This is a genomic window from Microcoleus sp. ARI1-B5, from assembly GCF_036705795.1.
GTDB lineage: Bacteria > Cyanobacteriota > Cyanobacteriia > Cyanobacteriales > Microcoleaceae > Microcoleus.
In genome coordinates, this window is sequence record NZ_JAUBVK010000004.1 from 150,182 (window position 1) to 172,862 (window position 22,681).

Here is a 22,681-nt window from a genome sequence, read left to right on the forward strand (position 1 = left end):
ATCAAAATTTTTTGTCTTAAGCTGACATATATCGCAGTGCCGTTTCCCTACCTAACTCCCCAATAAAAAACTATAAAATTATCAAAAATTGTATTAAAATAAGAAAGAGAATGTTATATTTCCACGCTCAATTACATAGCTTAAAAAAGCCGATCGCCAATGGCTGACAATTCCATCCAAGAAAATCGCTTATCCCTAGCCCGCGCCAGTTTGCGCGAAGCCCTCGCGCGGTATTCCCACCTGCGCCAAGGCCAAAAAAACTCCAACAACACAGAATTAGAAGCGGCGCTGCAAACTCAGTTAGATATTTTAACTTCTACCTCGGAAAAACTCGACCACAACATCATTCGGATTGCAACTTTCGGGCTAGTAAGTCGCGGCAAATCAGCCGTATTAAACGCGCTGTTGGGTCAAAAAATCTTGCAAACAGGCCCCCTCAACGGCGTGACTCAGTGGCCGCGTTCCGTGCGCTGGAATGTGCCTTTACCCCTCCTTGAGGGCGTAGAACCCCCCCAACCCCCCCTTGGTAAGGGGGGGCCGGGGGGGGTTCAAGTTGAGTTAATTGATACTCCCGGACTTGATGAAGTTGGCGGGGAAGTGCGCGGCGACATGGCGAAACAAGTAACTCGCCAAGCTGACTTAATTCTGTTTGTTGTAGCTGGCGATATCACCCGCACTGAATATCAAGCTTTGTGCGAATTGCAAACAGCTCAAAAACCGCTAATTTTAGTTTTTAATAAAATTGACCTGTATCCTGAATTAGACAGAAAAGCTATTTACCAAAGTTTGCAAGCGCTGGGAAATTCCGAACAGTTAGCAGCGGCTCAGGTAACAGATGCAACAGATAAGGAAGATTTGGACGATCGCCAAAACAACATCCCTCCTCATGAATCTACAGCAAAATCACCCGCCAAAACAGCCAAATCTTTAGAAATAGTCATGGTAGCCGCCGAACCCGCACCGGTGCAAGTGCGGGTAGAATGGTCAGATGGAAGTATCACTCACGAATGGGAGTCGCCGCCTCCCCAAATAGACGAACTCAAGCACACAATTTTGACAATTCTTAACAGAGAAGGGCGATCGCTCCTCGCACTCAATGCTTTAGTAGAAGCTAGAGATGCCGAAGCAAATCTTGCTCATCAAATTCTCAAATTGCGCCAAACAGAAGCCGAAGATTTAATCTGGCAATTTGCGAAATATAAAGCTTTGGCTGTCGGTTTAAATCCTGTTGCTTTCCTAGATGTCATGGGCGCAACTGTTGCAGATTTAGCCTTAATTCGCTCTTTATCCAGACTTTACGGTTTACCCATGACTGGTTACGAAGCTGGCAAACTTTGGCAAACTATTTTCTCCAGCGCTGGCGGCGTACTTTTGGGAGAATTGGGAAGCAGTTTTCTCTTGGGATTTGGCAAAAGTGCCGCCGCTGCTGCGCCGCATATCGGCTTTTCTACCTTCGCCGGAGTCGCTGTCACTCAAGCTAGTTTAGCAGCTTACGGAACCTATGCTGTCGGTCGCGCCGCCCAAGTTTATTTAGAAAGAGGCTGCACTTGGGGCCCCCTGGGACAAGATACTGTCATTCAAGAGATTCTCGCTACCATTGAGCGCAATACAATTATCGATCGCTTGCAGCAAGAATTCAAAATTGGTAACTAAAAATTGCCCTAGCTAAAAAAAGGCGATCTTTATCCAGCAGCTATCACAAATAATACCACATCCGGTCGAGCTATCATCAACTTGGTTGATCGTTCGGACTTTAGTCCTCAGACGAGAGATGCGGACTGAAGTCCGAACGATCAAACTGATGCGGACTGAAGTCCTCACTACCAACCTGCGGACTGAAGTCCTCACTACCAACCTGCAATACAATTATCGATCGCTTGCAGCAAGAATTTAAAATATGACACAAACCACAGCCATTACTGAACTCATCCCAACTTTAGCAGATGTTGAATCTCGATTCAATATTACGCGAACTGAATCCGAGGGATTTTTTCCCGAATGGTATGAGGATTTGCCCGAAATTACAGAAGCTGATAAAGCCGCTCTCAATTTGATTCGGCGCCGATATCTCTATCATCTAAATGATGGAAATCTTACAGAAGGAACAGTCACGCTAATCATGGGTTCCCCTCTATTGGAACGAGCGGGTTTTTACCAGAAATAATTGGTTGAAAGCCTCTCGCGAGTGAGGGAGAAATTAAAATCAGACTATTCATTACTCCAATCCTCTTCCTTCTAGGTAGAGGTCGCTCTCAAACTGTCAACTGTCAACTGTCAACTGTCAACTGTTGAAGACCCACCTTTTAAAATGACTGCTGAAAAATCTGTACAAATTGTTTTAGATGAGGAGGATGAGGAAATAGAAACTCTCAAAGGACGGATTGATGTTTTAGTGATGCAAAATCAGTTTTGGGTGACACTCTTAGAGTCGAAGCGCACCACCATTTCAGTAATGTCTGCACTTTCCCAAACACTAGCATACATGACAGCCAATCCTCGGAAGGATAGACCGAGTTTTGCTGCAATGACAAATGGCAGTGAAATTGTATTCGTCAAGCTAGACTTTCAGAATCCACCTAAATATGACTTATCAAGAATATTTTCACCTGTTCCTTTAACAAACGAACTTTATACGGTTCTTCAAATCTTAATAAAAATTGGTCAACTGATTACTGAGTCCTAAAAATTGCAGAAGACGGGCGCGGTTGAAACCGCGTCTATACAAAGAAAACCCGCTTTCGGGCCGGTTGAAGACTGAACGATTCAAATTACCTTATTTTTTTCAGAATACTCGGCGGTTGAAACCGCGTCTATACAAAGAAAACCCGCTTTCGGGCCGGTTGAAGACTGGACAATTCAAATTACCTTATTTTCTTTACACTGCGGAGGCAGACTACCCTTCGGGAAGGCTAACACGTTTGTGTAGGATCAGTTTCAACCGCGCCCGTCTTATCTTCAGTCTGCGGAGGCAGACGAAAGTTTGTATAGCAGCGGTTTCAACCGCCGAGTCTTATTTGCATTCTTATCGTCTCGCGATTCTCACACCTTCTCTAAAATGCGCGATCGTCGCAATTACCGCTATACAAAAGTAAAATAGTCTAATCAGCCAAAAACAAACCCGCATTGACCAAGAAACAATAGTCGGAGCAATACCTGTTAACTGCACAAACCGGGAATTAACTTTTTTTTCAAAGCTGTCGAGGTCTTTCATCTCAGATTGTTTCGTCGGAATCACCGGAAACTGACCGGTATATACATAATAACCGAGAAAACCCTCCAATCCTACCTTTCTTTTCAAAAATGAGTTAGTTAATGTTGTCGTTTCCGCAGGCAATAAGTTATCCGATTCCCCTACTTTTTCCAGCCAAGAATTATATCTGATGGCTGGCGTACTCATGAAAACTAACGGAACTATAGGAATCAACAAAGCCGCACTAATTTGGCGGCCGTATTTAGGGGGTAGCAGTTTTGTAGCGACACCAAATCCCATGCCGATAAAAGCAAATACCAATATATTTAACAGGTCAATAATTTCGATGCCCCTCAACAAATCGCCGATTATCAGAATTGTATATAATAATTTGTCGGCCACTAGCAGAGCTGCGAATTTGATGAGAATTGAAACGCCTACAATAGTGGCTGCACTCGCCAGATATCCGATGCCACCTAGAACGTACAGTAAAATCGAACCGACTTGTTTTAATGACTGCATGGAATTATTCACTCTTGTGAAAGTTTAGGAGTCTGATTGACAAAACAACTTGAAATTTTAGATAAATCTGGAGTTACAAATTTGACTTTTAAAATTGCTAGGCTTGACATTTTGAAGTCAATCTAAAATCTCAAATCTCAAATCTCAAATCGATATTTGACTTTTAAAATTGCTCGGCTCGACATTTTGAAGTCAATCTAAAATCTCAAATCTAAAATCTAAAATCGATTGACAAGTTCCCGCGCGGCCGCTTTCGCGACTTCTGAGATCCGTTCCTTCACAACACCTTCTTCGATCGCACTTTGGTCTGGTTCCTGTTCGCGATCGATCCCCAACCATAAAAGATACTCGATATTACCGGCCGGGCCAAGTAAAGGCGACCACGTTAAGCCTCTTTCCTGCCATCCTAAAGCTGTGGCTGCCTTCCACACTTGAAAAATCGCATCGGCTTGAGTTGCCGAGTCTCTGACTACGCCTTTTTTCCCGACGCGATCGCGCCCAACTTCAAACTGCGGCTTTACCAACAATACGGCTTCTCGCGGCGCCACCAACAATTCCCACAGCGCCGGTAAAATCTTAGTTAGGGAAATAAACGACACATCTACTACCGCCAAATCTGCATAAACTCCTTTTGGCCAAGCACCAGCCCGGGGCAACTCTTGCTCCCCCCCTTGACAAGGGGGGGCTGGGGGGGGTGACTCGCCATAAAGCTCAGCAGCAGTCATGTACCGCAAATTGGTGCGTTCTTTCAAAATTACCCTCGGATCGTTGCGCAAGCCCCAATCTGCTTGCCCGTAGCCCACATCTATCCCGTAGACTAGGGCCGCGCCTGCTTGCAGCAGACAGTCGGTAAAACCGCCTGTGGAAATGCCGCCGTCGAGACAAATTCTGCCCGCCACGGGAATCGCAAAAACTTCTAAAGCTTTGGCTAATTTGTCGCCGCCTCTGGAAACGTAGCGCGATCGCTCTTTAATCTGAATGTTTGCTGCAATGTCAACCTCAGTCCCCGGTTTGTCAATTACCTGCTGGTCGATCGAGACTTTCCCCGTCCGAATCAAGGCCTGAGCTTGCTGTCGGGAAGTGCACAAATCTAGGTTGACCAATAAAGTGTCTAGTCGCTGTTTAGCCAAGGTTTTTAATCTGTACGGATCGGGTTTAGGACAGTATCAGATTAGCACTTACGCAAAAACCGACAGCAAATTTTTGGCGATTATGGTGGTTTTCCGAGGTAAGTAGGGCATCTAACATCCGGATTTGTCTGGTGTTTTGAGCCTTGATAGGCGATCGCCCTCACCTCGCACTGTGTGACCCAGATCGCTCTGCGCGTGTAGTTTTATCACACATCGACATTCGTATCATCACATAAAAACTTTGGCAAATAGCCGATTATGTAAAGACAGGGAAATGCGCTACAAACACAATCAGGGCGATCGATCATGAAAACAAGTAACTTTCCCATCAGAAAGTCGGCCAATTGTCAAGAAAATCCCTTAGCCTTCGTCAGCGGCGATCTCATCCACATTCTTTACCCCAACGGCGAAGTAGAAGCAACAACCACCGAGCAAATCAACCGCCGCCAAACCAAATGTCCCCTGGACAAATGCCTCGTCTGGGGATGTGTGGGCGATTTTTAACCCATAAAAAAAGATCGCTTAGAGGCTGTGATGCCAAAAAAAGCGATCGAGAGCCTGCTACGTGCAAGCCACAAATGCCATTTGCTGCTAAAAGAACCAGCTTGCTTGACTTAAATATCTTGTTCGCTCAATTCGCGAATCATGTAATCAAAAGGCTGTTCCAGAAAAGCCCCGACAGACAAGCCGGCAGCTTCCACTTGAGCCTTAACCATCTCCTTCATAATGCCAATCCCCATCACCGTCGGGCCAATGGGAACGCCCAGAGAATTGTAAGTTTCCCGCAAACCTTGCAGCACGCGCTCGTCGAGCACGTCGGTACTTCCAGCCACCAGGGCGTAAGTAGCATAGCGCAAGTAGTAGTCCATATCCCGCAGACAAGCCGCGTAACGGCGAGTCGTGTAGGCATTTCCGCCCGGACGGATCAGTTCCGGCTGTTCGGCAAATAGCTGGATACCAGCTTGCTTGACAATTGCCGCAGCATTGCTGTTAATCGCCGCTGCTGCTTGTACCCGTGCTGTGCCTGTTGCAAAATAAGATTTCAACCGATCGATACCATCTCGGTCTAAATACCTACCAGCAACATCATAATTTTCAATCAGACTCGTCACCGCATCGCGCATAAGTTTCTCTCCCAAAAATCTTTATCAATACTTTGCTATCTGAGACAGACCGCCTATTGTAGACTACTACAAATCGGTGTTTGATTAAGATTTGAGATAGGATTTTCACCCAGGGTAGTCAATCCCCCGCAAACAGCCCCAAAACAGGGCCGTTGACCTTGTATCTTCAGCCGAAACACCGATCGGGCAAGCATCACGAACTGCTCGGCCGCACTGGGCCCTCCGACAACAATTTGTATCTATTGTTACAAAATTGTGGAAACCGAAGGCCTACGATCGCCCAAAGAGTCTGAAATCTGCCGTTAGCGAAGCCCTCGAAGAGGATCGCCAAGACACAACCAATATCAGGAGTAAGTCATGTTCCAGACACCCCAAGAAGCCCTAAACTACATAAAAGAAAATAAGATCCAGATCGTTGACCTGAAATTCATCGATATGCCGGGGATCTGGCAACACCTTTCCCTGTACCACGACCAAATCGACGAAACAGCCTTCACCGACGGCGTACCCTTCGACGGTTCCAGCATTCGCGGCTGGAAAGCCATCAACGAATCAGACATGACGATGGTCATCGATCCTACCACCGCGTGGATGGACCCGTTCATGGCAGAACCCACCATCAGCTTCATTTGCAGCATCAAAGAACCCCGCACCGGCCAACCGTACAGCCGCTGTCCCCGCACCATAGCCCAAAAAGCCATAGATTACCTGCTGAGCACCGGTCTCGGCGATACAGCATTCTTCGGCCCGGAAGCAGAATTCTTCATTTTTGACGACGTTCGCTTCGACCAAACCCAAAATTCCGGCTACTATTACGTAGATTCGATCGAAGGTCGCTGGAATTCCGGCAAAGAAGAAGCAGGCGGCAACCTCGGCTACAAACCGCGTTACAAAGAAGGTTATTTCCCAGTAGCACCAACCGATACCTCTCAAGACATGAGAACGGAAATGCTGCTGACAATGGCAAAATGCGGCGTACCCATCGAAAAGCACCACCACGAAGTCGCCACCGGCGGCCAGTGCGAACTCGGTTTCCGCTTTGCCACATTAGTACAAGCCGCCGACTACTTGCTGACTTACAAATACGTAATCAAAAACGTCGGCAAAAAATACGGCAAAACCATCACCTTCATGCCCAAACCGCTGTTTAACGACAACGGTTCCGGGATGCACGTTCACCAGTCGATTTGGAAAGACGGCCAACCCTTATTTGCAGGCGATCAATATGCAGGTTTCAGTCAAATGGGACTGCATTACATCGGCGGCATTCTCAAGCACGCCCCGGCACTTTTGGCAATCACCAACCCCACAACCAACTCCTACAAGCGGTTGGTTCCGGGCTTTGAAGCGCCTGTAAACTTAGCTTACTCTCAAGGAAATCGATCGGCATCAGTGCGGATTCCGCTGTCGGGAACCAACCCCAAAGCCAAGCGGTTAGAATTCCGCTGTCCCGATGCCACATCCAACCCCTATTTAGCCTTTGCAGCCATGCTGTGCGCCGGCATCGACGGCATCAAGAATCAAATCGATCCGGGCGAACCTTTGGACGTGGATATCTACGACCTTTCTCCAGAAGAATTGAGCAAAGTTCCTTCGACTCCCGGTTCCTTGGAAGGCGCTTTAGAAGCTTTAGAAAAAGACCACGCTTTCTTAACAGACACCGGCGTCTTTACCGAAGACTTCATCCAAACCTGGATTTCCTACAAACTCGACAACGAAGTCAACCCGATGCGGCTGCGCCCTCACCCCTACGAGTTTGCTCTCTACTACGACTGTTAGAAAATTAAGAATTAAAAATGGCATAATTCCCATTTTGGATTTTTAATTAATAAGAACGCCGCCCTGAAAAGCGGCGTTTTTTTATAGTTTAGAACTGCTGGATCAGCGCCCAGACTCTCCCGTTACCCGAGACTATCTGCGCGACGCTGCGAGTAGTAGCACCCTCTGTAGCGTCAGAGACATTCTCTACAGCCCATTTATTTGCTTTCTCATCCACAATAAATAAATCGTCAGCGGCAGTGCCTTCCTGAACCCGATATATCTTATTCAGAATGAAACGTGTCCTCGCCTCAGCTTTTGGTATGCCCGTAACTTCATCGGGATCGACAGATAGGACACTGCCTTCTTTTAATGTACCTTTTGAGTTGCTTAAATTGCGATCGGTCTTTTCTGCTATTTGCACGCTGTGAAGCTGCAAACTTGGCTGAGTCTCAGAGATATTCCAAACCGCAGCTAGCGCCCCAGTTTTTCCCAAACCCAGAACCGCTGCAACAGCCGTCAAAATTAACAAAGGCTTAAAATAATTCATCGTATTTGTGCTTCTTTGTGTGTAATGTGCTGCTTTGATTATAAATTAGCAATTACCAATTACCAATCACCAAACGATGTCCGAATAAAACCTGTCCTCGCCTCAGATTTTGGTAGGCCGGTAACTTCATCTGGATCGACAGAGATGGGAGTGCCTTCTTTTAATGTAGCTTTTGAGTTGCTTAAATTGCGATCGCACGTACTCGCGGTGTAGAGAGTAAAATGCCAGGGCGATCGACATTTTAATTAAATTGGCAAAACATTCACCATCGAGATCCGCAAAGATAGCAGCCCCAAAGCCCCTCACCTCCGACTGATGCCCACACCGCAAATTCAGATATAGACTGTTAAGAGCCATTAACTAACGGATGGGTGACATGAGATACAAACTACTAGGTCACAGCGGACTTCGCGTTTCCGAAATCTGCCTCGGCACCATGACTTTTGGTGAAGACTGGGGTTGGGGCGGTTCCTACGACGAAAGCCGCAAAATGTTCGACGCATTTGCAGAAGCAGGCGGCAATTTCATTGATACCGCGAATCTCTACACCAACGGTACCAGCGAAAAATATGTCGGCGACTTCATCGGGGGCGATCGCGAAAAATGGGTAGTTGCCACTAAGTATAGCCTCAACATGAAAAATGGCGACATCAACGGTTTCGGCAACCACCGCAAAAATATGGTGCAAGCAGTAGAAGCCAGTTTGAAGCGATTGCAAGTTGAATACATAGATTTGCTGTGGCTGCACGCTTGGGACTTTACCACACCAGTCGAAGAAGTAATGCGCGCCTTTGACGATTTGGTACGCGCAGGCAAAATTCTCTACACCGGCATTTCCGATACGCCAGCTTGGATTATTTCTGCTTCAAATACGATCGCCAACCTGCGCGGTTGGACACCATTTATCGGCTTGCAAATCGAGTATTCTTTAAAAGAGCGAACTCCCGAACGGGATTTGATCCCAATGGCGAAAGCCTTCGATATTGGCGTCACAGCTTGGAGCCCCCTAGCAGGCGGTTTGCTGACCGGAAAATACAACATTTCAGAAACCGCCGGCGAAGCTAAACGGCTTAATTCACCTGAATCTGGAAAAATTAGCGAACGAGACCTCAATATTGCTGCTGAAGTTAGCTTCATAGCAGCCGAAATTGGCAAACCTGCCTCTCAAGTAGCCCTGAATTGGCTGCGCCAGCAACCAATCGATGTGATTCCGATTATTGGTTCCCGCAAAGTCTCGCAACTTCAAGAAAATCTCGCTTGTTTGGAGTTTGAATTAACCTCCGAACAAATGCAGCAGTTAGACAAAGTAAGTACAATTGAATTGGGTTTCCCCCACGATTTCTTAAAGAGTTCGATGGTGCAAGATTCTGCCTTTGGAGGGGGAATCGCCAAAATTGACAGCCGCCGACTGTAAAGTTGCTGCTATCTTCTAGTCGCGGGTTGGCGCGGATAGTTGGTGCGGGAATCGCAGATATCGGCAAACCCGCCCCCAGAGGCAGGATAGAGATTTGTACTCTGGGCGTCAGTTTAACCTTACATCTTGCATCAATCTCGTCACCTTGGTTTCTTGCCGCAGACTCGCGTAAAATTCTACGTTTCTCGTGGCTGTTACCCGGTTTCTCCCGTATAGTTGAGAAGGCTGCAAGATGTGGGTTTAACCCGAATACATAAACTGTCAATTGTTAATCTATCGGAAGTCATAAATCTCGGCAGAAAAATTGTATATTAAGATACAAAATTGGTAGATTTGCGATCGGATGAGTTTAAAGGCGGCGAGGTTTGTCAAATGAAAGGGCAACAAAAACACGCGCGAGCGAAGCTATCCCGAAGGGAGTCGCAAATTTTCTATCCTCTCCAAATAAAGCAAGAAAACTCGCTCAGTTTTCACCCCGTACCTGCCTGTTAACACTCATTTTACAAGGTCGATCGGCATTTTAACCGCTTTTGAAAAGCGTGCAAACTAGGCGCGCCCTGAGCTCGAAGTCATCCTTCAGATAGAAGTAATGGCAGAAAAACTGAGTTATCTTTAACAACAATAGCAAGTCTAAGAATATTAACTTATCTCCCGTTTCAATTCGGAAAAAAGCAGATAAGCGTGTTTTTCCGCAGCAAAGCAACTCCTTAGCTTTGCCCTATGAATGCGGCGCTTGCTCGTCAATAAAACTTCTCAGGTTGATGCTTGCAAATTTCAGTAATACACTGCCCAGAAGTATATCTTATTGGCAATTTTTCATGCCTCAAATTTTCCTCACAAATTTTCATTTACAAATTCCCGAGGCTAATTATGTCCCCGCCCGAAAACTCAGTAAACAAAAATTATAGCAATAAAGGTCGAGGATGGGAGATCCGATTTACCTCTATAGATCCAACAAAATCGCCCTCTCAATTCGCACCCTCGCCCGCATTGCGCGCTAACTTATCAAAAGCTGCTGCTTTAGATGCACCGGATCTAGTTTGCCTGTCTCATTTGCGGTGGAATTTCGTCTATCAGCGTCCGCAACATCTCTTAGGCCGCTGTGCCAAAAAACGTCGGGTATTCTTTGTAGAAGAACCTGTTTTGAGCGCGGCAACAGATTGGCGGCTTGATGTCAGCATCCACGAAAGCGGAGTCTGGGTAATAGTACCGCACCTGAGCGAAGGAATCGGCGAAGAAACTGCAAAAACTGCTCAGCAAGCCATGCTTGATGATTTGTTTCAAGCAGCAGAAATTAGCCAGTACATCCTCTGGTATTACACACCAATGGCTGTCAGTTTCACCAACCACTTAAAGCCGCTAGCTGTAGTCTACGACTGCATGGACGAACTGTCAGCATTCCAAGGCGCCCACCCGGATTTAAAAGCAAATGAAACCCAACTATTAAAGCGCGCCAGCGTCGTATTTACAGGCGGACACAGCCTCTACGAAGCCAAACAGCACCAGCACCCAAACATTCATGCTTTCCCCAGCAGCATCGAAAAAGAACACTTTGCTACAGGCCGGAATCTTTCAGAAGAACCGGCGGATCAAAAAGACATTCCTCACCCGCGTTTGGGATTTTATGGCGTCGTAGACGAACGCATGGATATCGAACTGTTGGGCGACATTGCCGAAGCGAGGCCGGACTGGCATTTAGTGATAATTGGCCCCGTGGCGAAAATCGACCCGGCTACTCTGCCAAATCACCCAAACATACACTATCTCGGCGGCAAATCTTATCAAGAACTGCCAGCGTATCTTGGCGGGTGGGATATAGCAATGCTGCCGTTTGCTATTAACGAATCGACTAAATTTATTAGTCCGACGAAAACTCCCGAATACCTCGCTGCCGGCAAACCGGTGATTTCTACTCCGATCCGCGACGTGGTGCGCCCCTACGGAGAAAACAACTTGGTTCGGATTGCGAGCAATGCGGCAGAATTCGTTGCTGCTGCTGAAGAAATCATGGGCGAAAGTTCGGACGATCGCACAAAGTGGCTGGGCGAAGTGGATGCCTTTTTAGCAGACAATTCTTGGGACAATACCTGGGGAGAAATGCTGGGGTTGATCGAAAGTGCGATCGAACGTAAAAGGCAGAAAGCAGAAGGCAGGATGAAAGTTTTAAGTTAGGAATGTTGAGATTGAAGACTCAACAATACTAGCTTTCCAATTACCGATTACCCATTACCCATTACCAAAATTCAGAGGTGTTTTAATGTTTGACTATTTAATTGTCGGAGCAGGATTTGCAGGTAGCGTTATTGCCGAAAGACTAGCAAATCAGGCGGGAAAAACAGTCTTGATAATTGATACCCGCAACCACATCGGCGGCAACGCATACGATCACTACGACAATCACGGCATCCTGGTACACAAATACGGCCCCCACATTTTTCACACCAATTCGCGCCCTGTTTTTGAGTACCTTTCGCAGTTCACCGAGTGGCGGCCCTACGAACACCGAGTCCTCGCCAGCGTTGACGGTCAACTGCTGCCAATTCCCATCAATCTCAACACCGTCAACCAACTTTACGGACTGAATCTCACCTCATTTGAAGTAGAAGATTTCTTCGCGAAAGTAGCAGAACCAAAGGATTACATTCGCACTTCCGAAGATGTCGTTGTCAGCAAAGTCGGCCGCGAACTTTACGAGAAATTCTTCCGCAACTACACCCGCAAACAGTGGGGAATGGACCCGTCGGAACTCGACAACTCAGTGATTGCGCGGGTACCCACTCGCACTAACCGGGACGATCGCTATTTCACCGATACCTATCAAGCAATGCCGCTGCACGGCTACACTCGGATGTTTGAAAAGATGCTGTCTCACCCAAACATCAAGGTGATGCTGAATACCGACTACCGCGAGATTGAGGGTTTTATTCCTTACGGGGAAATGATTTACACCGGGCCGGTGGATTCCTATTTCAATTACTGCTACGGCAAACTTCCTTACCGTTCCTTGGAATTCAAGCACGAAACGCTGAACGTACCCGTACACCAAGTAGCACCGGTGGTAAATTACCCCAACGAGCATTTATATACTCGCTGCACGGAGTTTAAATACCTCACCGGACAAGAGCATCAAAAAACAAGCATTGTCTACGAATATCCCCAAGCTGAGGGAGACCCTTACTACCCGGTTCCGCGTCCGGAAAATGCCGAAATATACAAGAAATATAAGGCTTTGGCTGATGCAACTCCGGGCGTTTCTTTTGTGGGAAGGCTGGCGACTTACAGGTATTACAACATGGATCAAGTTGTCGCTCAAGCTCTGACAACTTACACTCAAATTACGACAAAGCCGGTGATTGAATTCGCGGACAATCTTAACGGTTCTGCCTCTAATTTAAGCTCGTCGAATGCAGTTGCCGAGAACCCAGCCCCTGCTTCTCTAGAAGTCGCTGCTGTTAACGGCAACGGCAAATCTGCTAGCAAGTAGCTGCAAGCTGTGAGTTGGTACGGCCAAAATGTCAGGTGCGCCCGCGCGCCCTACGGCAATCGGTAAAAAGGTAAGGTGTGCCCACAAGCACCTTACTCGCTTTTTATCAATTTTTTTTTTACAATTCAAACAAGCGTTGAGGTAAAAATGAGCGTTATCGTGAAAATTGTTTTGTCTCATCAGGTTTTGGAAGGTTCTCAATTTCCTCAGTTTCAGAAAGAAATAGAGCGCCTAATTGAAAGCGGCGGCAAAATTCTGATGCTCGATTTCTCAAAGATCAATTTCCTGAAAAATTCGGAGTTAATGGCTGTAGTGGCGATCGTCAAATTAGTTAGAGACAGCGCCTGTATACTTTTGATATCGGCGATGAGCGAACAAGTGAGAATGCTATTTGAACTCACGGGACTCGAACAGATATTTCAGTGTTTGCCGCCTCCGGAAGAACCTCTCCTCAAAAGTGACCTAACTGAACCGTTAGGAGGGCTGCAAAGCGTTGCCGGCTAAACTTTGCAGTCAAGACTCATGGCCTGTAGCGATCGCAGAGTGCGTCAGTGAGAATAATAGCTTGATTTTACGAGTTGTTACCTGACTGACAAACCCTACAAGTTGATAAAAGCGAGACACAAACGCAAGTAAAGCTCAGGCTGTTTGAAGTGAAAAAATTTAATTTTTGAGGAATAAATTAGATCGCAAAAAACTTGTGAAAGTCGGGGGAATTGTCGCTAATCTATAAATATAACTTCGGGTAGATGTGCCGATGAGTTGGTTAGGTAGAGAACTAGAAAATTGCGATATTGAAGAGTCTTCCACTCTAGACAGCAAGATGACTGTTCAAGGGCGGAAAACAGGTTATCCGCGCCCCCAATTGCGCCGGAGCAACTGGATTTGTCTGAACGGTCAGTGGAGGTTTGCTTACGATGACGCGGGACGCTGCGTGCAGCCGATCGACATTTCTGAGTGGGATCGTACTATAGAAGTGCCGTTTGCTCCCGAATCGCCAAAAAGCGGGATCGGCGACACGAATTTTCACGCCAACTGCTGGTACGATCGCGAATTTGACGTACCCCACACAGAAAGCAGAGTTCTCCTCCACTTCGGCGCCGTAGACTACCGCGCCCGCGTCTGGGTGAACGGTCACTTTGTCATCGAACACGAAGGCGGACACACTCCTTTCACCGCAGACATTACAGCAGTTTTGAATCCCAGCGGGCCGCAGCGGGTGACAGTCTGGGCCCACGACGACCCGCAAGATTTGGCAAAACCGCGCGGCAAGCAAGACTGGCAAATAGAGCCGCACAGCATCTGGTATCCGCGCACAACTGGCATTTGGCAGACGGTGTGGGTGGAATTGGTGCCTCACACTTATATCGAGCGCATCCGCTGGACTCCCCAGTTTGAACGCTGGGAAATCGGTTTTGAAGCGTTTGTCGCGGGCGATCGCAAGGAGGGAATCCAGATTAAAGTTAAACTGTCGCTGGGCTGTATGCTGCTGGTCAACGACACCTACGAAGTCATCAACGGCGAAATCCACCGCCGCATCGCCCTCTCAGACCCGGGGATCGACGACTACCGCAACGAACTGCTGTGGAGTCCCGAAAAACCGACATTAATTAACGCTCAAGTGCAGTTGTGGGCCGACGGGAAACTGCTCGACGAGATTAAATCCTACACCGCCATGCGGACGGTCAGCATCCAGCGCGATCGCTTCATCCTCAACGGCCGCCCCTACTACCTGAGACTGGTGCTCGACCAAGGTTATTGGCCCGACACCCTGATGACTGCGCCATCCGACGAAGCCTTGCGCCGCGATGTCGAATTAGTCAAAGCAATGGGTTTCAACGGCGTCCGCAAACACCAAAAAATCGAAGATCCGCGATTTTTGTATTGGGCCGACGTGCTGGGGCTGTTAGTTTGGGAAGAAATGCCCAGCGCCTACCGCTTCACTCCCAAGGCCGTTGACAGGCTGACGCGGGAGTGGACGGAAGTGATCGACCGCGACGCCAGCCACCCCTGTATCGTAGTCTGGGTGCCGTTCAACGAATCTTGGGGAGTTCCGAATTTAGTCGAAGCAGCAGCCCACCGCAACTACGTGCAAGCCCTTTATTTCTTGACCAAAACTCTCGATCCGACTCGCCCCGTCATCGGTAACGACGGCTGGGAAAGCATCGATACCGACATCCTGGCGATTCACGACTACGACAACAACCCGCAAACCGTAGCCAAGCGCTACGGGCCCGAAGTCCAGCTAGCGGATTTGTTCGATCGCGGGCGTCCCGGAGGGCGCATCCTCACCCTCGACGGCCACCCGCACCAAGGACAGCCGATGATGCTGACAGAATTCGGCGGCATCGCCTGCGCCGGCCGCGAAAACCCCGATTTTCACAGGGTTTGGGGCTACGTGCGGGCGTCGGACACATCAGAACTGCAAAGGCGCTACACGGCGCTGCTGCACGTGGTAAACCGAGTGGAAATGTTCAGCGGATTTTGTTACACGCAGTTGACCGATACTTTTCAAGAAGCTAACGGTTTGCTGTATGCCGATCGCACTCCCAAGTTTCCCCTACAGGCGATCGCGGCGGCAACTCTCGGCTGGGATATTCCCGAAGAAAGTTCGCAGCCGCAAGCGATTACTCAGTGCTAAATACACTACCAACCAAAATCTCGTTCGATCGTTCGGACTTCAGTCCTTTCTTAGAAATATTTAAGGACTAAAGTCCCTACTACCAACCTTAAAATCTCGCTGTCAACTGTCAACTGTCAACTGTCAACTGTTTAATGATGTTTCAAAGTTTTTTCATGGGCGGTTTTGAGTGCTCTACCCACAAATTGCGATCGGGAAAACGCCTCGATGTCACAGCCGCCACCGGCCACGATAAATTTGCGATCGCTGACTACCAGCGCTTGCAGCAGCAAGGCATCTACACAGTCCGCGAAGGCCTCCGCTGGCACTTAATCGAACAGACTCCCGAAACCTACGATTTTTCCAGCGCCCTGCCAATAATTCGCGCCGCCCGCGACACAAAAATGCAGGTAATTTGGGACTTGTTTCACTACGGCTGGCCCGACGATATTGATATTTTCAGTCCCGAATTCGTGTCCAGATTTGCAAAGATGGTGCGCGCTTTTATGCAAGTGCTAATTGCAGAAACTGACCAAACACCTTTTGTGACACCTGTCAATGAAATTTCATTTATTGCCTGGGCCGGCGGCGATGTCGCCTACATCAATCCGTTTGCAAAAGGGCGGGGAGACGAACTGAAAATTCAGTTAATCAAAGCGGCGATCGCAGCGATAGAATCAGTTTGGGAAATCGAACCCCGCACCCGCATCGTTCAAATCGACCCGGTAATTAATATTATTGCCGCTCCTGACAGACCGCAGGATAAAGACGCGGCGGAAGGTTATCGCTTATCTCAATATCAAGCTTGGGATATGTTGGCGGGACGCTTTCGCCCCGAGATCGGCGGCCAGGAAAAATATCTCGATATTATTGGGGTGAATTATTACGATCGCAATCAGTGGATTCACAATGAAGATCCGATGAAATACACCGATCCGCTGTACCGCCCGTTTAGCGAAATGCTGCAGGAAGTGTTCGATCGCTACGGCCGCCCCTTATTTGTAGCAGAAACAGGCACTGAAGACGATTTTAGACCTGTCTGGTTTAATTATGTGTGCACTGAGGTAGCGGCGGCGCTGAAAGCAGGAGTTCCGATCGAGGGAGTTTGTTTGTATCCGATTGTCAACCATCCGGGTTGGGATGACGATCGGCACTGTTACAATGGTTTGTGGGATTATTGCGATGAAAAGGGCGATCGAGAAATTTATCAGCCTTTGGCGGATGAATTGCAGTATCAAAGACAGCAGATTGAACCGTTGTTGAAGTCGCAGGATTGATAAGTGCTTCTGTAGGGTGCGCCGAAGCGCACCTTATACTAAATCTGCGTTAAAAATTTCTTAGAGACTCGGCGGTTGAAACCGCTTCTACACAAACAAAGTCCGCCTTCGCGGACTAAGAAATTTAGGGGGTATTAAAGCAGGATTATTATTTATTAACCTTTTATGCCCACTTGTCTATGCGTGCTTTCAAATTTTGAGCGATCGCTGTCATTAAACTGTCTAAGTTATATTCCTCTGTTGCACTATAATACAATATTTTATTTGGGGAAATTCCAAAACAATCAGATATAATTTTCATTTTTTTGTTAGCATTTTCTAGCTGTGCTTGACTGGGTTTAAATGGTTTACTCCGGTTGATGGGTTGAATCTTATCAACTGAATTCAAAGCAATAATTACTTTATTTCTTTGCTTTTTAGTTGCAAACAAACGGCTAAATGTATCTCGATCGACAGCGAAATCTCTTTGATCTGCCCGCAACAAATAAACCACAGTATCGCTGAGTTTTAAAAATTCAGAATATAATTCAATATACTTCCTATCTAAAGCTATTGACTCACCAATTCCAGGTAAATCAGCTATTGAAAAATAATATAGATCGGTGCTTTCATGAATTTGGAACATAGCAGATTGGCACTCTCTTGTGCAACTATCAATATCACTTGACTCAAATATCTGTTGTCCAAGAATATGATTGACAGTTGTAGATTTACCATACCCAGTTTTGCCAATAAATATGACCTGAAGGCAGTATATTAGCCTGTCTTCACTCTTTAGATGCCATTTTCTTCTATCTGAATGTTTCAAGTTTTGATTTTTTAGAAAGTAAAAACTTGGGTATTTTATCAGCAACTTCTCTAGCAAGGCTTCATATTTTACATTAACAGTTATATCCATGTTGTCATCCTAGATAATCTCTAAATTAATTAGAGGCGAGGGATTTAAAAGAACCACTTTAAAAAGGTTTTAGCCACTTTAAACAGTGAACCAACTATGGGAATAGACTCTATTGCTGCTGGAATAACTTCTGTGACAATATCCCAAGCAGTATCCCAAAATCCTTTTTCTGCTTTTGTTTTTGTTGTTTCTGAAACATTTTCTTTTTTTACATTGCTGGCAAATGTAACTTTTTTATCTTTGGGTAACGCAAAGACGATTTCATCAATTAAGCGAACTAAATTGTATTTTTCTTCAGCAGAAACAGCAATAATTTTAGACACTGGCGTTGAAAAAAATCTTGACACAACCGATAACTTTGCATCAATATTTTGCAGTTGATTTGGACCTGGTATGTGATTTTTTTCATCCCATTCTCTGAAAGGTTCTATTTTGTCTACTTGATTGACCACTATAAAAAATACTTTCCCTTGATCGAGATGTGGCTTAACCACATTTTTGTAAAAAACTTCATCTGAGGTAAATGCTCTATCATCACCCTTGAGCAGCCACAACACAACGTCTAATTCGGGTAATAGCTTTGCATAAAGCTGTGCGTATTCCCGATCTCGTTCCTGACTTTCTCCTACTCCAGGTACATCAACTAACTTAATACCTTTTGAATTTCCGAGCCCTATTTTTAATAATATTTCTTGGGGATTTCTCGTGCAAGCTTCAATATCGCTAATAGCAGCTATATCTTGACCAAAAAGAGCATTACACAAACTGGATTTACCTACTCCTGTTTTACCAAAGATACCTATTTTTGGCTCATAGGATAATACTTGGGTGATTTTTTCAGTAATTCTTTGACGCTGTTCATCAGTGATGAGTAATCCTGTCTGTGTAAGGGAATCAAAAAAATCAGAATAATCAAACTTCATTTTGTTGCCTCATAAAATAATAACGATTATTTTTTAGATACTTTGGCTTGATAACTCTCTCCAGCACAAAACGACACTCCCCAAGAAGTGAGCCTTTCCGTGACAGCTAGCGATCGAGAATTAACCTGCTTTTTTTTAATATAACTTAACCAACCTTAGCCAAGAAACTAATAAGCATTAGAAATCGTGTTAGAATCTGATTAGGAAAACTCCAAACACGCACTCCGCCTATGAGCACGATCGGCGATCGCTTCCCCGAAGCTGCCCGCGACTGGGATTTAGAAACCCTCTACACAGACCTCGCATCCGCCAAAGGCAAGCGCCTCACCCCCACCGAAAAGCTGCACCTGCGCGGCTTGCTTTCGGGCCACAGTCCCGCCGAAATTGCCGAACAGCTTAATAAAAATGCTAAGGGAATTGCAGTTGACTTTTGCAATACAATTTATCAATATGTCAAAAAACTTGTAGGCAAGTGCGATGAAAAGGTAGAAAATTGGCGAAATATTTGTGAATGGCTTGAGGAAGCAGGATATAAGACCGATCGACCTACTGAATCTGAATCCGGCGATTGTTTATCAGCAAAATTTATAATAAAAAAAGCCAATATAATTTTAGATAAAAATCAAATTATAGTTGATATCAATCTGCGAATAGTAGCATCTTCACCTTCAGAAATTCCCATCATCGAAAACTTCGATATCAATGGCAATGGTGCAAACTAAGGAAAATGAGCTTTAAAGCATTAGCTTAATGTTAAACCGAGCGCCCGACAGTCCGACAGTCCGGCAGGGGTTTAAACCCCTGCCTCAAAGCGAAAGTCCTCTAAAAGAGGACTGAAGAACTTATTTAAGACTTGCGCTAGGGGGCAAAAAACCCGGTTTCTGCACCTATATATCTCGGAGAATCGACAATGTTTCCCAGAAACCGGGTTTTTGCGTGACTCGTGTTATTAGGCAGGGGTTTAAACCCCTGCCTCAAAGCTAAAGTCCTCTAAAAGAGGACTGAAGAACTTATTTAAGACTGGCGCTAGGGGGCAAAAAACCCGGTTTCTGCACCTATATATCTCGGAGAATCGACGATTTTTCCCAGAAACAGGGTTTTTGCGTAAGTCCTTTTATTAGTCCTCTTCAGAGGACTTTAGCTATTAGCCAGGGGTTTAAACCCCTGGCGGACTCGCGGACGATCGGCTTAACTTCGCACTCCTAACTTGACTTATCAACATAATTTCCGACTTTAGATAGGGGCGCATTCTCAAAACACGAAGTTATACTCCTAAAATCGACAGTCACAGACGCAGGCGGCAGTTAGAAACCGGGTTTTTTTACAAAAATCCTCCCTCGAAGCCTGCAGTTAAAGTAAAAAACCCGGTTTCTTGGGCCTTAATGCGTAAGTCCCGATCTCATAAAAACGATCGCCCCTACCAAAAAATGCACTCCCAAACCTTGCTAAAACCAGACGGCCGCCCGCTGAAACTCTACAGCCGCTACCCAATCCCAGAAGGCATCGCGGCCGTCAGTCCCAGCAACGAGCCCGTACAAGCAAACCCGCACTTTCGCTGGCATCCTTTGCGGGGGGAATGGGTAGCATATGCCAGCCACCGCCAGGGCAGAACATTCATGCCGCCGCCGGAATACAACCCGCTGGCTGCTACAATTAACCCCAAGTTTCCGACAGAATTGCCGCCGGGAGATTACGACGTAGCAGTTTTTGACAACCGCTTTCCCTCGATGACTTTGCAGGCAAAAAACGCACCGGCAAATATTGTGGAAACTTTGCCCGCTCACGGCATTTGCGAAGTGGTAGTGTTTACTCAAGATCCGCTGGCTTCCCTCGGCTCTTTAGAGTTATCTCACTTAGAATTGCTGTTAGAAGTATGGGCCGATCGCACTTCCGCAATCGGCAGCAATCCCGAAATTCAATATGTCTTGCCGTTTGAGAATCGCGGCGTCGAAGTCGGAGTAACTTTGCACCATCCCCACGGTCAAATTTACGCTTATCCCTTCGTGCCTCCGGTGCCAGCGCGGATGTTAGAATGTCAGTCGGTTTACTATCAAAAAAATAACAGCGGTTTGCTGCAAGATTTGATTCAAAAAGAGATTGCTGACAAACAGCGCATTCTTTATTTAGACGAAGATGCGATCGCCTTTGTGCCCGCTTGCGCCCGCTACCCTTACGAAGTGTGGATTGCGCCGATCGCACCAGTTGCCACATTTATCGATCTTACCGAAAAACAGCGTCAATCACTTGCCAAAGCCTTAAAAACAGTCGCCCTTAAATATGACGGTTTGTGGCACCGCCCTTTCCCTTATTTGATGGCTTGGTTTCAAGGCCCCACCGACGGAAAACCTCACCCAGAGGCGCATTTGCACGCTGAGTTTTATCCGCCCTACCGATCGAGCGATCGGCTAAAATACTTAGCAGGAACCGAACTCGCGGCGGGAATGTTTGCTAACGATGCTTTACCTGAAGAAAAAGCTAAAGAATTGCAAGCAGTAGCCGTAAATCTATTTTAGATTTTAGAGATTTACCGTGGAGTGGGGGCGGGTTTAGGAGACGAGCGTTTTTAGGCAATTATTGTTAGTAAACCCGCCCCTACAAGATTGCGGTTAATCGACCAGACATGATATTACATCCGTTACATCCCGTACACAATCCGCTGCCGAACTTTCTTCTTTCATCTATGATAAACTCATTAAACCCAGAAGTTGACTGCAAACTCGAATTCATCCGCAAAGCCTTAACAGAAACAGGAGCGATCGCCCTTCGATTGCGCGGTACGGACTGGTTTGCTTGGGCCACCGCCGGCGCTTCCCATACTGTATTGCTTACCGCAGAAACCGGAGTTGCAGAAGTCTTAATCACCGCCGATACAGCTTGGGTACTGACAGATGAAATCGAAGCCCAGCGCTTGCAAGACGAAGAACTTCCAGCCAATTTTCAAATGCACATCTATCCTTGGGCGGATGTTGCACAGCGCGAAGCTTTTGTCAATGAAATTACTGCGGGCGGTAACGTGATGAGCGATCGACCAATTCATCCCAAAGAAACGCCGATCGTCGCATCTTTACAATCTCGCAAACAGACCATGATGTCAAGCGAATTAGAGCGGTATCGCCGAGTCGGGCGTTTAGCCAGCGAAGCGATGACAGAGGTACTTTCAGCCGCCAAACCTGAATGGACAGAATATCAATTAGCAGGTGCCGGTGCAGAGGCTTTGTGGGCGAGAGGTTTGCATCCAGCCCTGACATTAGTTGCTGGAGAAAGGCGTTTGCCGCTGTACCGCCACGCCACCGCCACCGGCGAACAAATCGGGAAGCAAGCCATGTTAGTATTCTGCGCGAGGGGAAACGGTTTGTATGCAAATTTAACCCGATTTGTCTGTTTCGGATCTCTCGAAGAAAAGCATTCAGAATTGCACCGACAAGTCAGAGAAATTGAAGCCGCCGCGTTGGATTCGTGCCGCCCAGGAGTCTCGTTGAATTCAGTTTATGATACGCTGAAACAAGCTTACGAACAGCACGGATATCCTCAAGCAATTCGCGAACACCATCAAGGCGGAACTACTGGATATTTGGCGCGAGAAGTTGTGGCGAATCCGGCTACTTCAGATATTTTAGCAGCAAATATGGCTGTGGCTTGGAATCCGAGTTTGTCGGGAGCAAAAATTGAGGATACGTTTGTAATTGGTAGCGATGGAACTTTGGAAAATTTGACTTTCGATCCGCATTGGCCGAGTGTAGAAGTAGCCGGAAGATTGCGCCCCGTTCCGCTATCGTAGGGGCGGGTTCACC

Annotated in this window: 21 protein-coding genes; 15 read left to right on the forward strand and 6 right to left on the reverse strand. The window is 46.7% G+C overall.

Annotated features, from left to right (window positions below; genetic code table 11):
* Positions 1–159 precede the first annotated feature (159 nt).
* The 4 genes from QUB63_RS08320 to QUB63_RS08335 all read left to right on the forward strand — a co-directional run bounded on the left by QUB63_RS08320 (position 160) and on the right by QUB63_RS08335 (position 2,683).
* Positions 160–1,653: a GTP-binding protein gene (locus QUB63_RS08320; RefSeq protein WP_332944406.1), complete on the forward strand. Its 1,494-nt coding sequence runs from the start codon at positions 160–162 to the stop codon at positions 1,651–1,653.
* A 118-nt stretch (positions 1,654–1,771) separates the two neighbouring features.
* Positions 1,772–1,894, forward strand: a complete 123-nt coding sequence (locus QUB63_RS08325) for a hypothetical protein (RefSeq protein WP_332944408.1) — start codon at positions 1,772–1,774, stop codon at positions 1,892–1,894.
* Positions 1,895–1,897: 3 nt separating this feature from the next.
* Positions 1,898–2,164: a hypothetical protein gene (locus QUB63_RS08330; RefSeq protein ID WP_332944410.1), complete on the forward strand. Its 267-nt coding sequence runs from the start codon at positions 1,898–1,900 to the stop codon at positions 2,162–2,164.
* 144 nt (positions 2,165–2,308) lie between these two features.
* On the forward strand, positions 2,309–2,683 hold the full coding sequence (locus QUB63_RS08335) for a hypothetical protein (RefSeq protein WP_332944411.1): 375 nt from the start codon (positions 2,309–2,311) through the stop codon (positions 2,681–2,683).
* Between the two features lie 339 nt (positions 2,684–3,022).
* Here QUB63_RS08335 and QUB63_RS08340 read toward each other — a convergent pair whose 3' ends face one another.
* Both QUB63_RS08340 and QUB63_RS08345 read right to left on the reverse strand, forming a co-directional pair.
* Positions 3,023–3,712: a hypothetical protein gene (locus QUB63_RS08340; protein WP_332944412.1), complete on the reverse strand. Its 690-nt coding sequence runs from the start codon at positions 3,710–3,712 to the stop codon at positions 3,023–3,025.
* 218 nt (positions 3,713–3,930) lie between these two features.
* Positions 3,931–4,842: a TlyA family RNA methyltransferase gene (locus tag QUB63_RS08345; RefSeq protein WP_332944414.1), complete on the reverse strand. Its 912-nt coding sequence runs from the start codon at positions 4,840–4,842 to the stop codon at positions 3,931–3,933.
* A gap of 306 nt (positions 4,843–5,148) precedes the next feature.
* Between QUB63_RS08345 and QUB63_RS08350 the strand changes: the two genes are divergently transcribed.
* Complete coding sequence (locus QUB63_RS08350) at positions 5,149–5,346, forward strand: hypothetical protein (RefSeq protein WP_332944415.1); 198 nt, start codon at positions 5,149–5,151, stop codon at positions 5,344–5,346.
* A gap of 110 nt (positions 5,347–5,456) precedes the next feature.
* On the opposite strand, the gene apcB is transcribed toward QUB63_RS08350, so the two are convergent.
* The gene (apcB, locus tag QUB63_RS08355; protein ID WP_332944773.1) at positions 5,457–5,966 is read right to left on the reverse strand and encodes an allophycocyanin subunit beta; all 510 of its coding nucleotides are present in this window, start codon (positions 5,964–5,966) and stop codon (positions 5,457–5,459) included.
* Positions 5,967–6,323: 357 nt separating this feature from the next.
* Between apcB and glnA the strand changes: the two genes are divergently transcribed.
* Positions 6,324–7,745 carry a type I glutamate--ammonia ligase gene (gene glnA / locus QUB63_RS08360; RefSeq protein WP_332944416.1) on the forward strand — a complete coding sequence of 474 codons (1,422 nt, stop codon included), beginning with the start codon at positions 6,324–6,326 and terminating at the stop codon, positions 7,743–7,745.
* Positions 7,746–7,833: 88 nt separating this feature from the next.
* Here glnA and QUB63_RS08365 read toward each other — a convergent pair whose 3' ends face one another.
* Positions 7,834–8,274 (reverse strand): hypothetical protein, encoded by a 441-nt coding sequence (locus tag QUB63_RS08365; RefSeq protein ID WP_332944417.1) that lies wholly within the window; start codon positions 8,272–8,274, stop codon positions 7,834–7,836.
* 376 nt (positions 8,275–8,650) lie between these two features.
* Here QUB63_RS08365 and QUB63_RS08370 point away from each other — a divergent pair, with 376 nt between their 5' ends.
* The 6 genes from QUB63_RS08370 to QUB63_RS08395 all read left to right on the forward strand — a co-directional run bounded on the left by QUB63_RS08370 (position 8,651) and on the right by QUB63_RS08395 (position 17,069).
* The gene (locus QUB63_RS08370; RefSeq protein ID WP_332944419.1) at positions 8,651–9,688 is read left to right on the forward strand and encodes an aldo/keto reductase; all 1,038 of its coding nucleotides are present in this window, start codon (positions 8,651–8,653) and stop codon (positions 9,686–9,688) included.
* Positions 9,689–10,558: 870 nt separating this feature from the next.
* On the forward strand, positions 10,559–11,860 hold the full coding sequence (locus tag QUB63_RS08375; RefSeq protein WP_332944421.1) for a glycosyltransferase family 1 protein: 1,302 nt from the start codon (positions 10,559–10,561) through the stop codon (positions 11,858–11,860).
* An 85-nt stretch (positions 11,861–11,945) separates the two neighbouring features.
* Positions 11,946–13,172 carry a UDP-galactopyranose mutase gene (gene glf / locus QUB63_RS08380; protein WP_332944422.1) on the forward strand — a complete coding sequence of 409 codons (1,227 nt, stop codon included), beginning with the start codon at positions 11,946–11,948 and terminating at the stop codon, positions 13,170–13,172.
* 147 nt (positions 13,173–13,319) lie between these two features.
* Positions 13,320–13,676 (forward strand): STAS domain-containing protein, encoded by a 357-nt coding sequence (locus tag QUB63_RS08385; protein ID WP_332944423.1) that lies wholly within the window; start codon positions 13,320–13,322, stop codon positions 13,674–13,676.
* A 253-nt stretch (positions 13,677–13,929) separates the two neighbouring features.
* The gene (locus tag QUB63_RS08390; protein ID WP_332944425.1) at positions 13,930–15,813 is read left to right on the forward strand and encodes a glycoside hydrolase family 2 protein; all 1,884 of its coding nucleotides are present in this window, start codon (positions 13,930–13,932) and stop codon (positions 15,811–15,813) included.
* Between the two features lie 134 nt (positions 15,814–15,947).
* On the forward strand, positions 15,948–17,069 hold the full coding sequence (locus QUB63_RS08395) for a beta-glucosidase (protein WP_332944426.1): 1,122 nt from the start codon (positions 15,948–15,950) through the stop codon (positions 17,067–17,069).
* Positions 17,070–17,232: 163 nt separating this feature from the next.
* Here QUB63_RS08395 and QUB63_RS08400 read toward each other — a convergent pair whose 3' ends face one another.
* Positions 17,233–17,967 carry a GTPase family protein gene (locus tag QUB63_RS08400; protein ID WP_332944427.1) on the reverse strand — a complete coding sequence of 245 codons (735 nt, stop codon included), beginning with the start codon at positions 17,965–17,967 and terminating at the stop codon, positions 17,233–17,235.
* 44 nt (positions 17,968–18,011) lie between these two features.
* On the reverse strand, positions 18,012–18,890 hold the full coding sequence (locus QUB63_RS08405) for a GTPase family protein (protein WP_332944428.1): 879 nt from the start codon (positions 18,888–18,890) through the stop codon (positions 18,012–18,014).
* Positions 18,891–19,120: 230 nt separating this feature from the next.
* Between QUB63_RS08405 and QUB63_RS08410 the strand changes: the two genes are divergently transcribed.
* From QUB63_RS08410 to QUB63_RS08420, 3 genes are all read left to right on the forward strand, one after another.
* A complete protein-coding gene (locus tag QUB63_RS08410) occupies positions 19,121–19,612 on the forward strand; it encodes a helix-turn-helix transcriptional regulator (protein ID WP_332944429.1) in 492 nt (163 codons plus the stop codon).
* Between the two features lie 660 nt (positions 19,613–20,272).
* Positions 20,273–21,403: a galactose-1-phosphate uridylyltransferase gene (gene galT / locus QUB63_RS08415; RefSeq protein WP_332944430.1), complete on the forward strand. Its 1,131-nt coding sequence runs from the start codon at positions 20,273–20,275 to the stop codon at positions 21,401–21,403.
* A 167-nt stretch (positions 21,404–21,570) separates the two neighbouring features.
* A complete protein-coding gene (locus QUB63_RS08420) occupies positions 21,571–22,668 on the forward strand; it encodes a M24 family metallopeptidase (RefSeq protein WP_332944431.1) in 1,098 nt (365 codons plus the stop codon).
* Positions 22,669–22,681: the final 13 nt, after the last annotated feature.

Excerpts from the sequence above, each read along its gene's own strand:
- QUB63_RS08320 (WP_332944406.1), top strand. The coding sequence starts at position 160 with ATGGCTGACAATTCCATCCAAGAAAATCGCTTATCCCTAGCCCGCGCC.
- QUB63_RS08325 (WP_332944408.1), top strand. The coding sequence starts at position 1,772 with ATGCGGACTGAAGTCCGAACGATCAAACTGATGCGGACTGAAGTCCTC.
- QUB63_RS08330 (WP_332944410.1), top strand. The coding sequence starts at position 1,898 with ATGACACAAACCACAGCCATTACTGAACTCATCCCAACTTTAGCAGAT.
- QUB63_RS08335 (WP_332944411.1), top strand. The coding sequence starts at position 2,309 with ATGACTGCTGAAAAATCTGTACAAATTGTTTTAGATGAGGAGGATGAG.
- QUB63_RS08340 (WP_332944412.1), bottom strand. The coding sequence starts at position 3,712 with ATGCAGTCATTAAAACAAGTCGGTTCGATTTTACTGTACGTTCTAGGT.
- QUB63_RS08350 (WP_332944415.1), top strand. The coding sequence starts at position 5,149 with ATGAAAACAAGTAACTTTCCCATCAGAAAGTCGGCCAATTGTCAAGAA.
- apcB (WP_332944773.1), bottom strand. The coding sequence starts at position 5,966 with ATGCGCGATGCGGTGACGAGTCTGATTGAAAATTATGATGTTGCTGGT.
- glnA (WP_332944416.1), top strand. The coding sequence starts at position 6,324 with ATGTTCCAGACACCCCAAGAAGCCCTAAACTACATAAAAGAAAATAAG.
- QUB63_RS08365 (WP_332944417.1), bottom strand. The coding sequence starts at position 8,274 with ATGAATTATTTTAAGCCTTTGTTAATTTTGACGGCTGTTGCAGCGGTT.
- QUB63_RS08370 (WP_332944419.1), top strand. The coding sequence starts at position 8,651 with ATGAGATACAAACTACTAGGTCACAGCGGACTTCGCGTTTCCGAAATC.
- QUB63_RS08375 (WP_332944421.1), top strand. The coding sequence starts at position 10,559 with ATGTCCCCGCCCGAAAACTCAGTAAACAAAAATTATAGCAATAAAGGT.
- glf (WP_332944422.1), top strand. The coding sequence starts at position 11,946 with ATGTTTGACTATTTAATTGTCGGAGCAGGATTTGCAGGTAGCGTTATT.
- QUB63_RS08385 (WP_332944423.1), top strand. The coding sequence starts at position 13,320 with ATGAGCGTTATCGTGAAAATTGTTTTGTCTCATCAGGTTTTGGAAGGT.
- QUB63_RS08390 (WP_332944425.1), top strand. The coding sequence starts at position 13,930 with ATGAGTTGGTTAGGTAGAGAACTAGAAAATTGCGATATTGAAGAGTCT.
- QUB63_RS08395 (WP_332944426.1), top strand. The coding sequence starts at position 15,948 with ATGATGTTTCAAAGTTTTTTCATGGGCGGTTTTGAGTGCTCTACCCAC.
- QUB63_RS08400 (WP_332944427.1), bottom strand. The coding sequence starts at position 17,967 with ATGGATATAACTGTTAATGTAAAATATGAAGCCTTGCTAGAGAAGTTG.
- QUB63_RS08405 (WP_332944428.1), bottom strand. The coding sequence starts at position 18,890 with ATGAAGTTTGATTATTCTGATTTTTTTGATTCCCTTACACAGACAGGA.
- QUB63_RS08410 (WP_332944429.1), top strand. The coding sequence starts at position 19,121 with ATGAGCACGATCGGCGATCGCTTCCCCGAAGCTGCCCGCGACTGGGAT.
- galT (WP_332944430.1), top strand. The coding sequence starts at position 20,273 with ATGCGTAAGTCCCGATCTCATAAAAACGATCGCCCCTACCAAAAAATG.
- QUB63_RS08420 (WP_332944431.1), top strand. The coding sequence starts at position 21,571 with ATGATAAACTCATTAAACCCAGAAGTTGACTGCAAACTCGAATTCATC.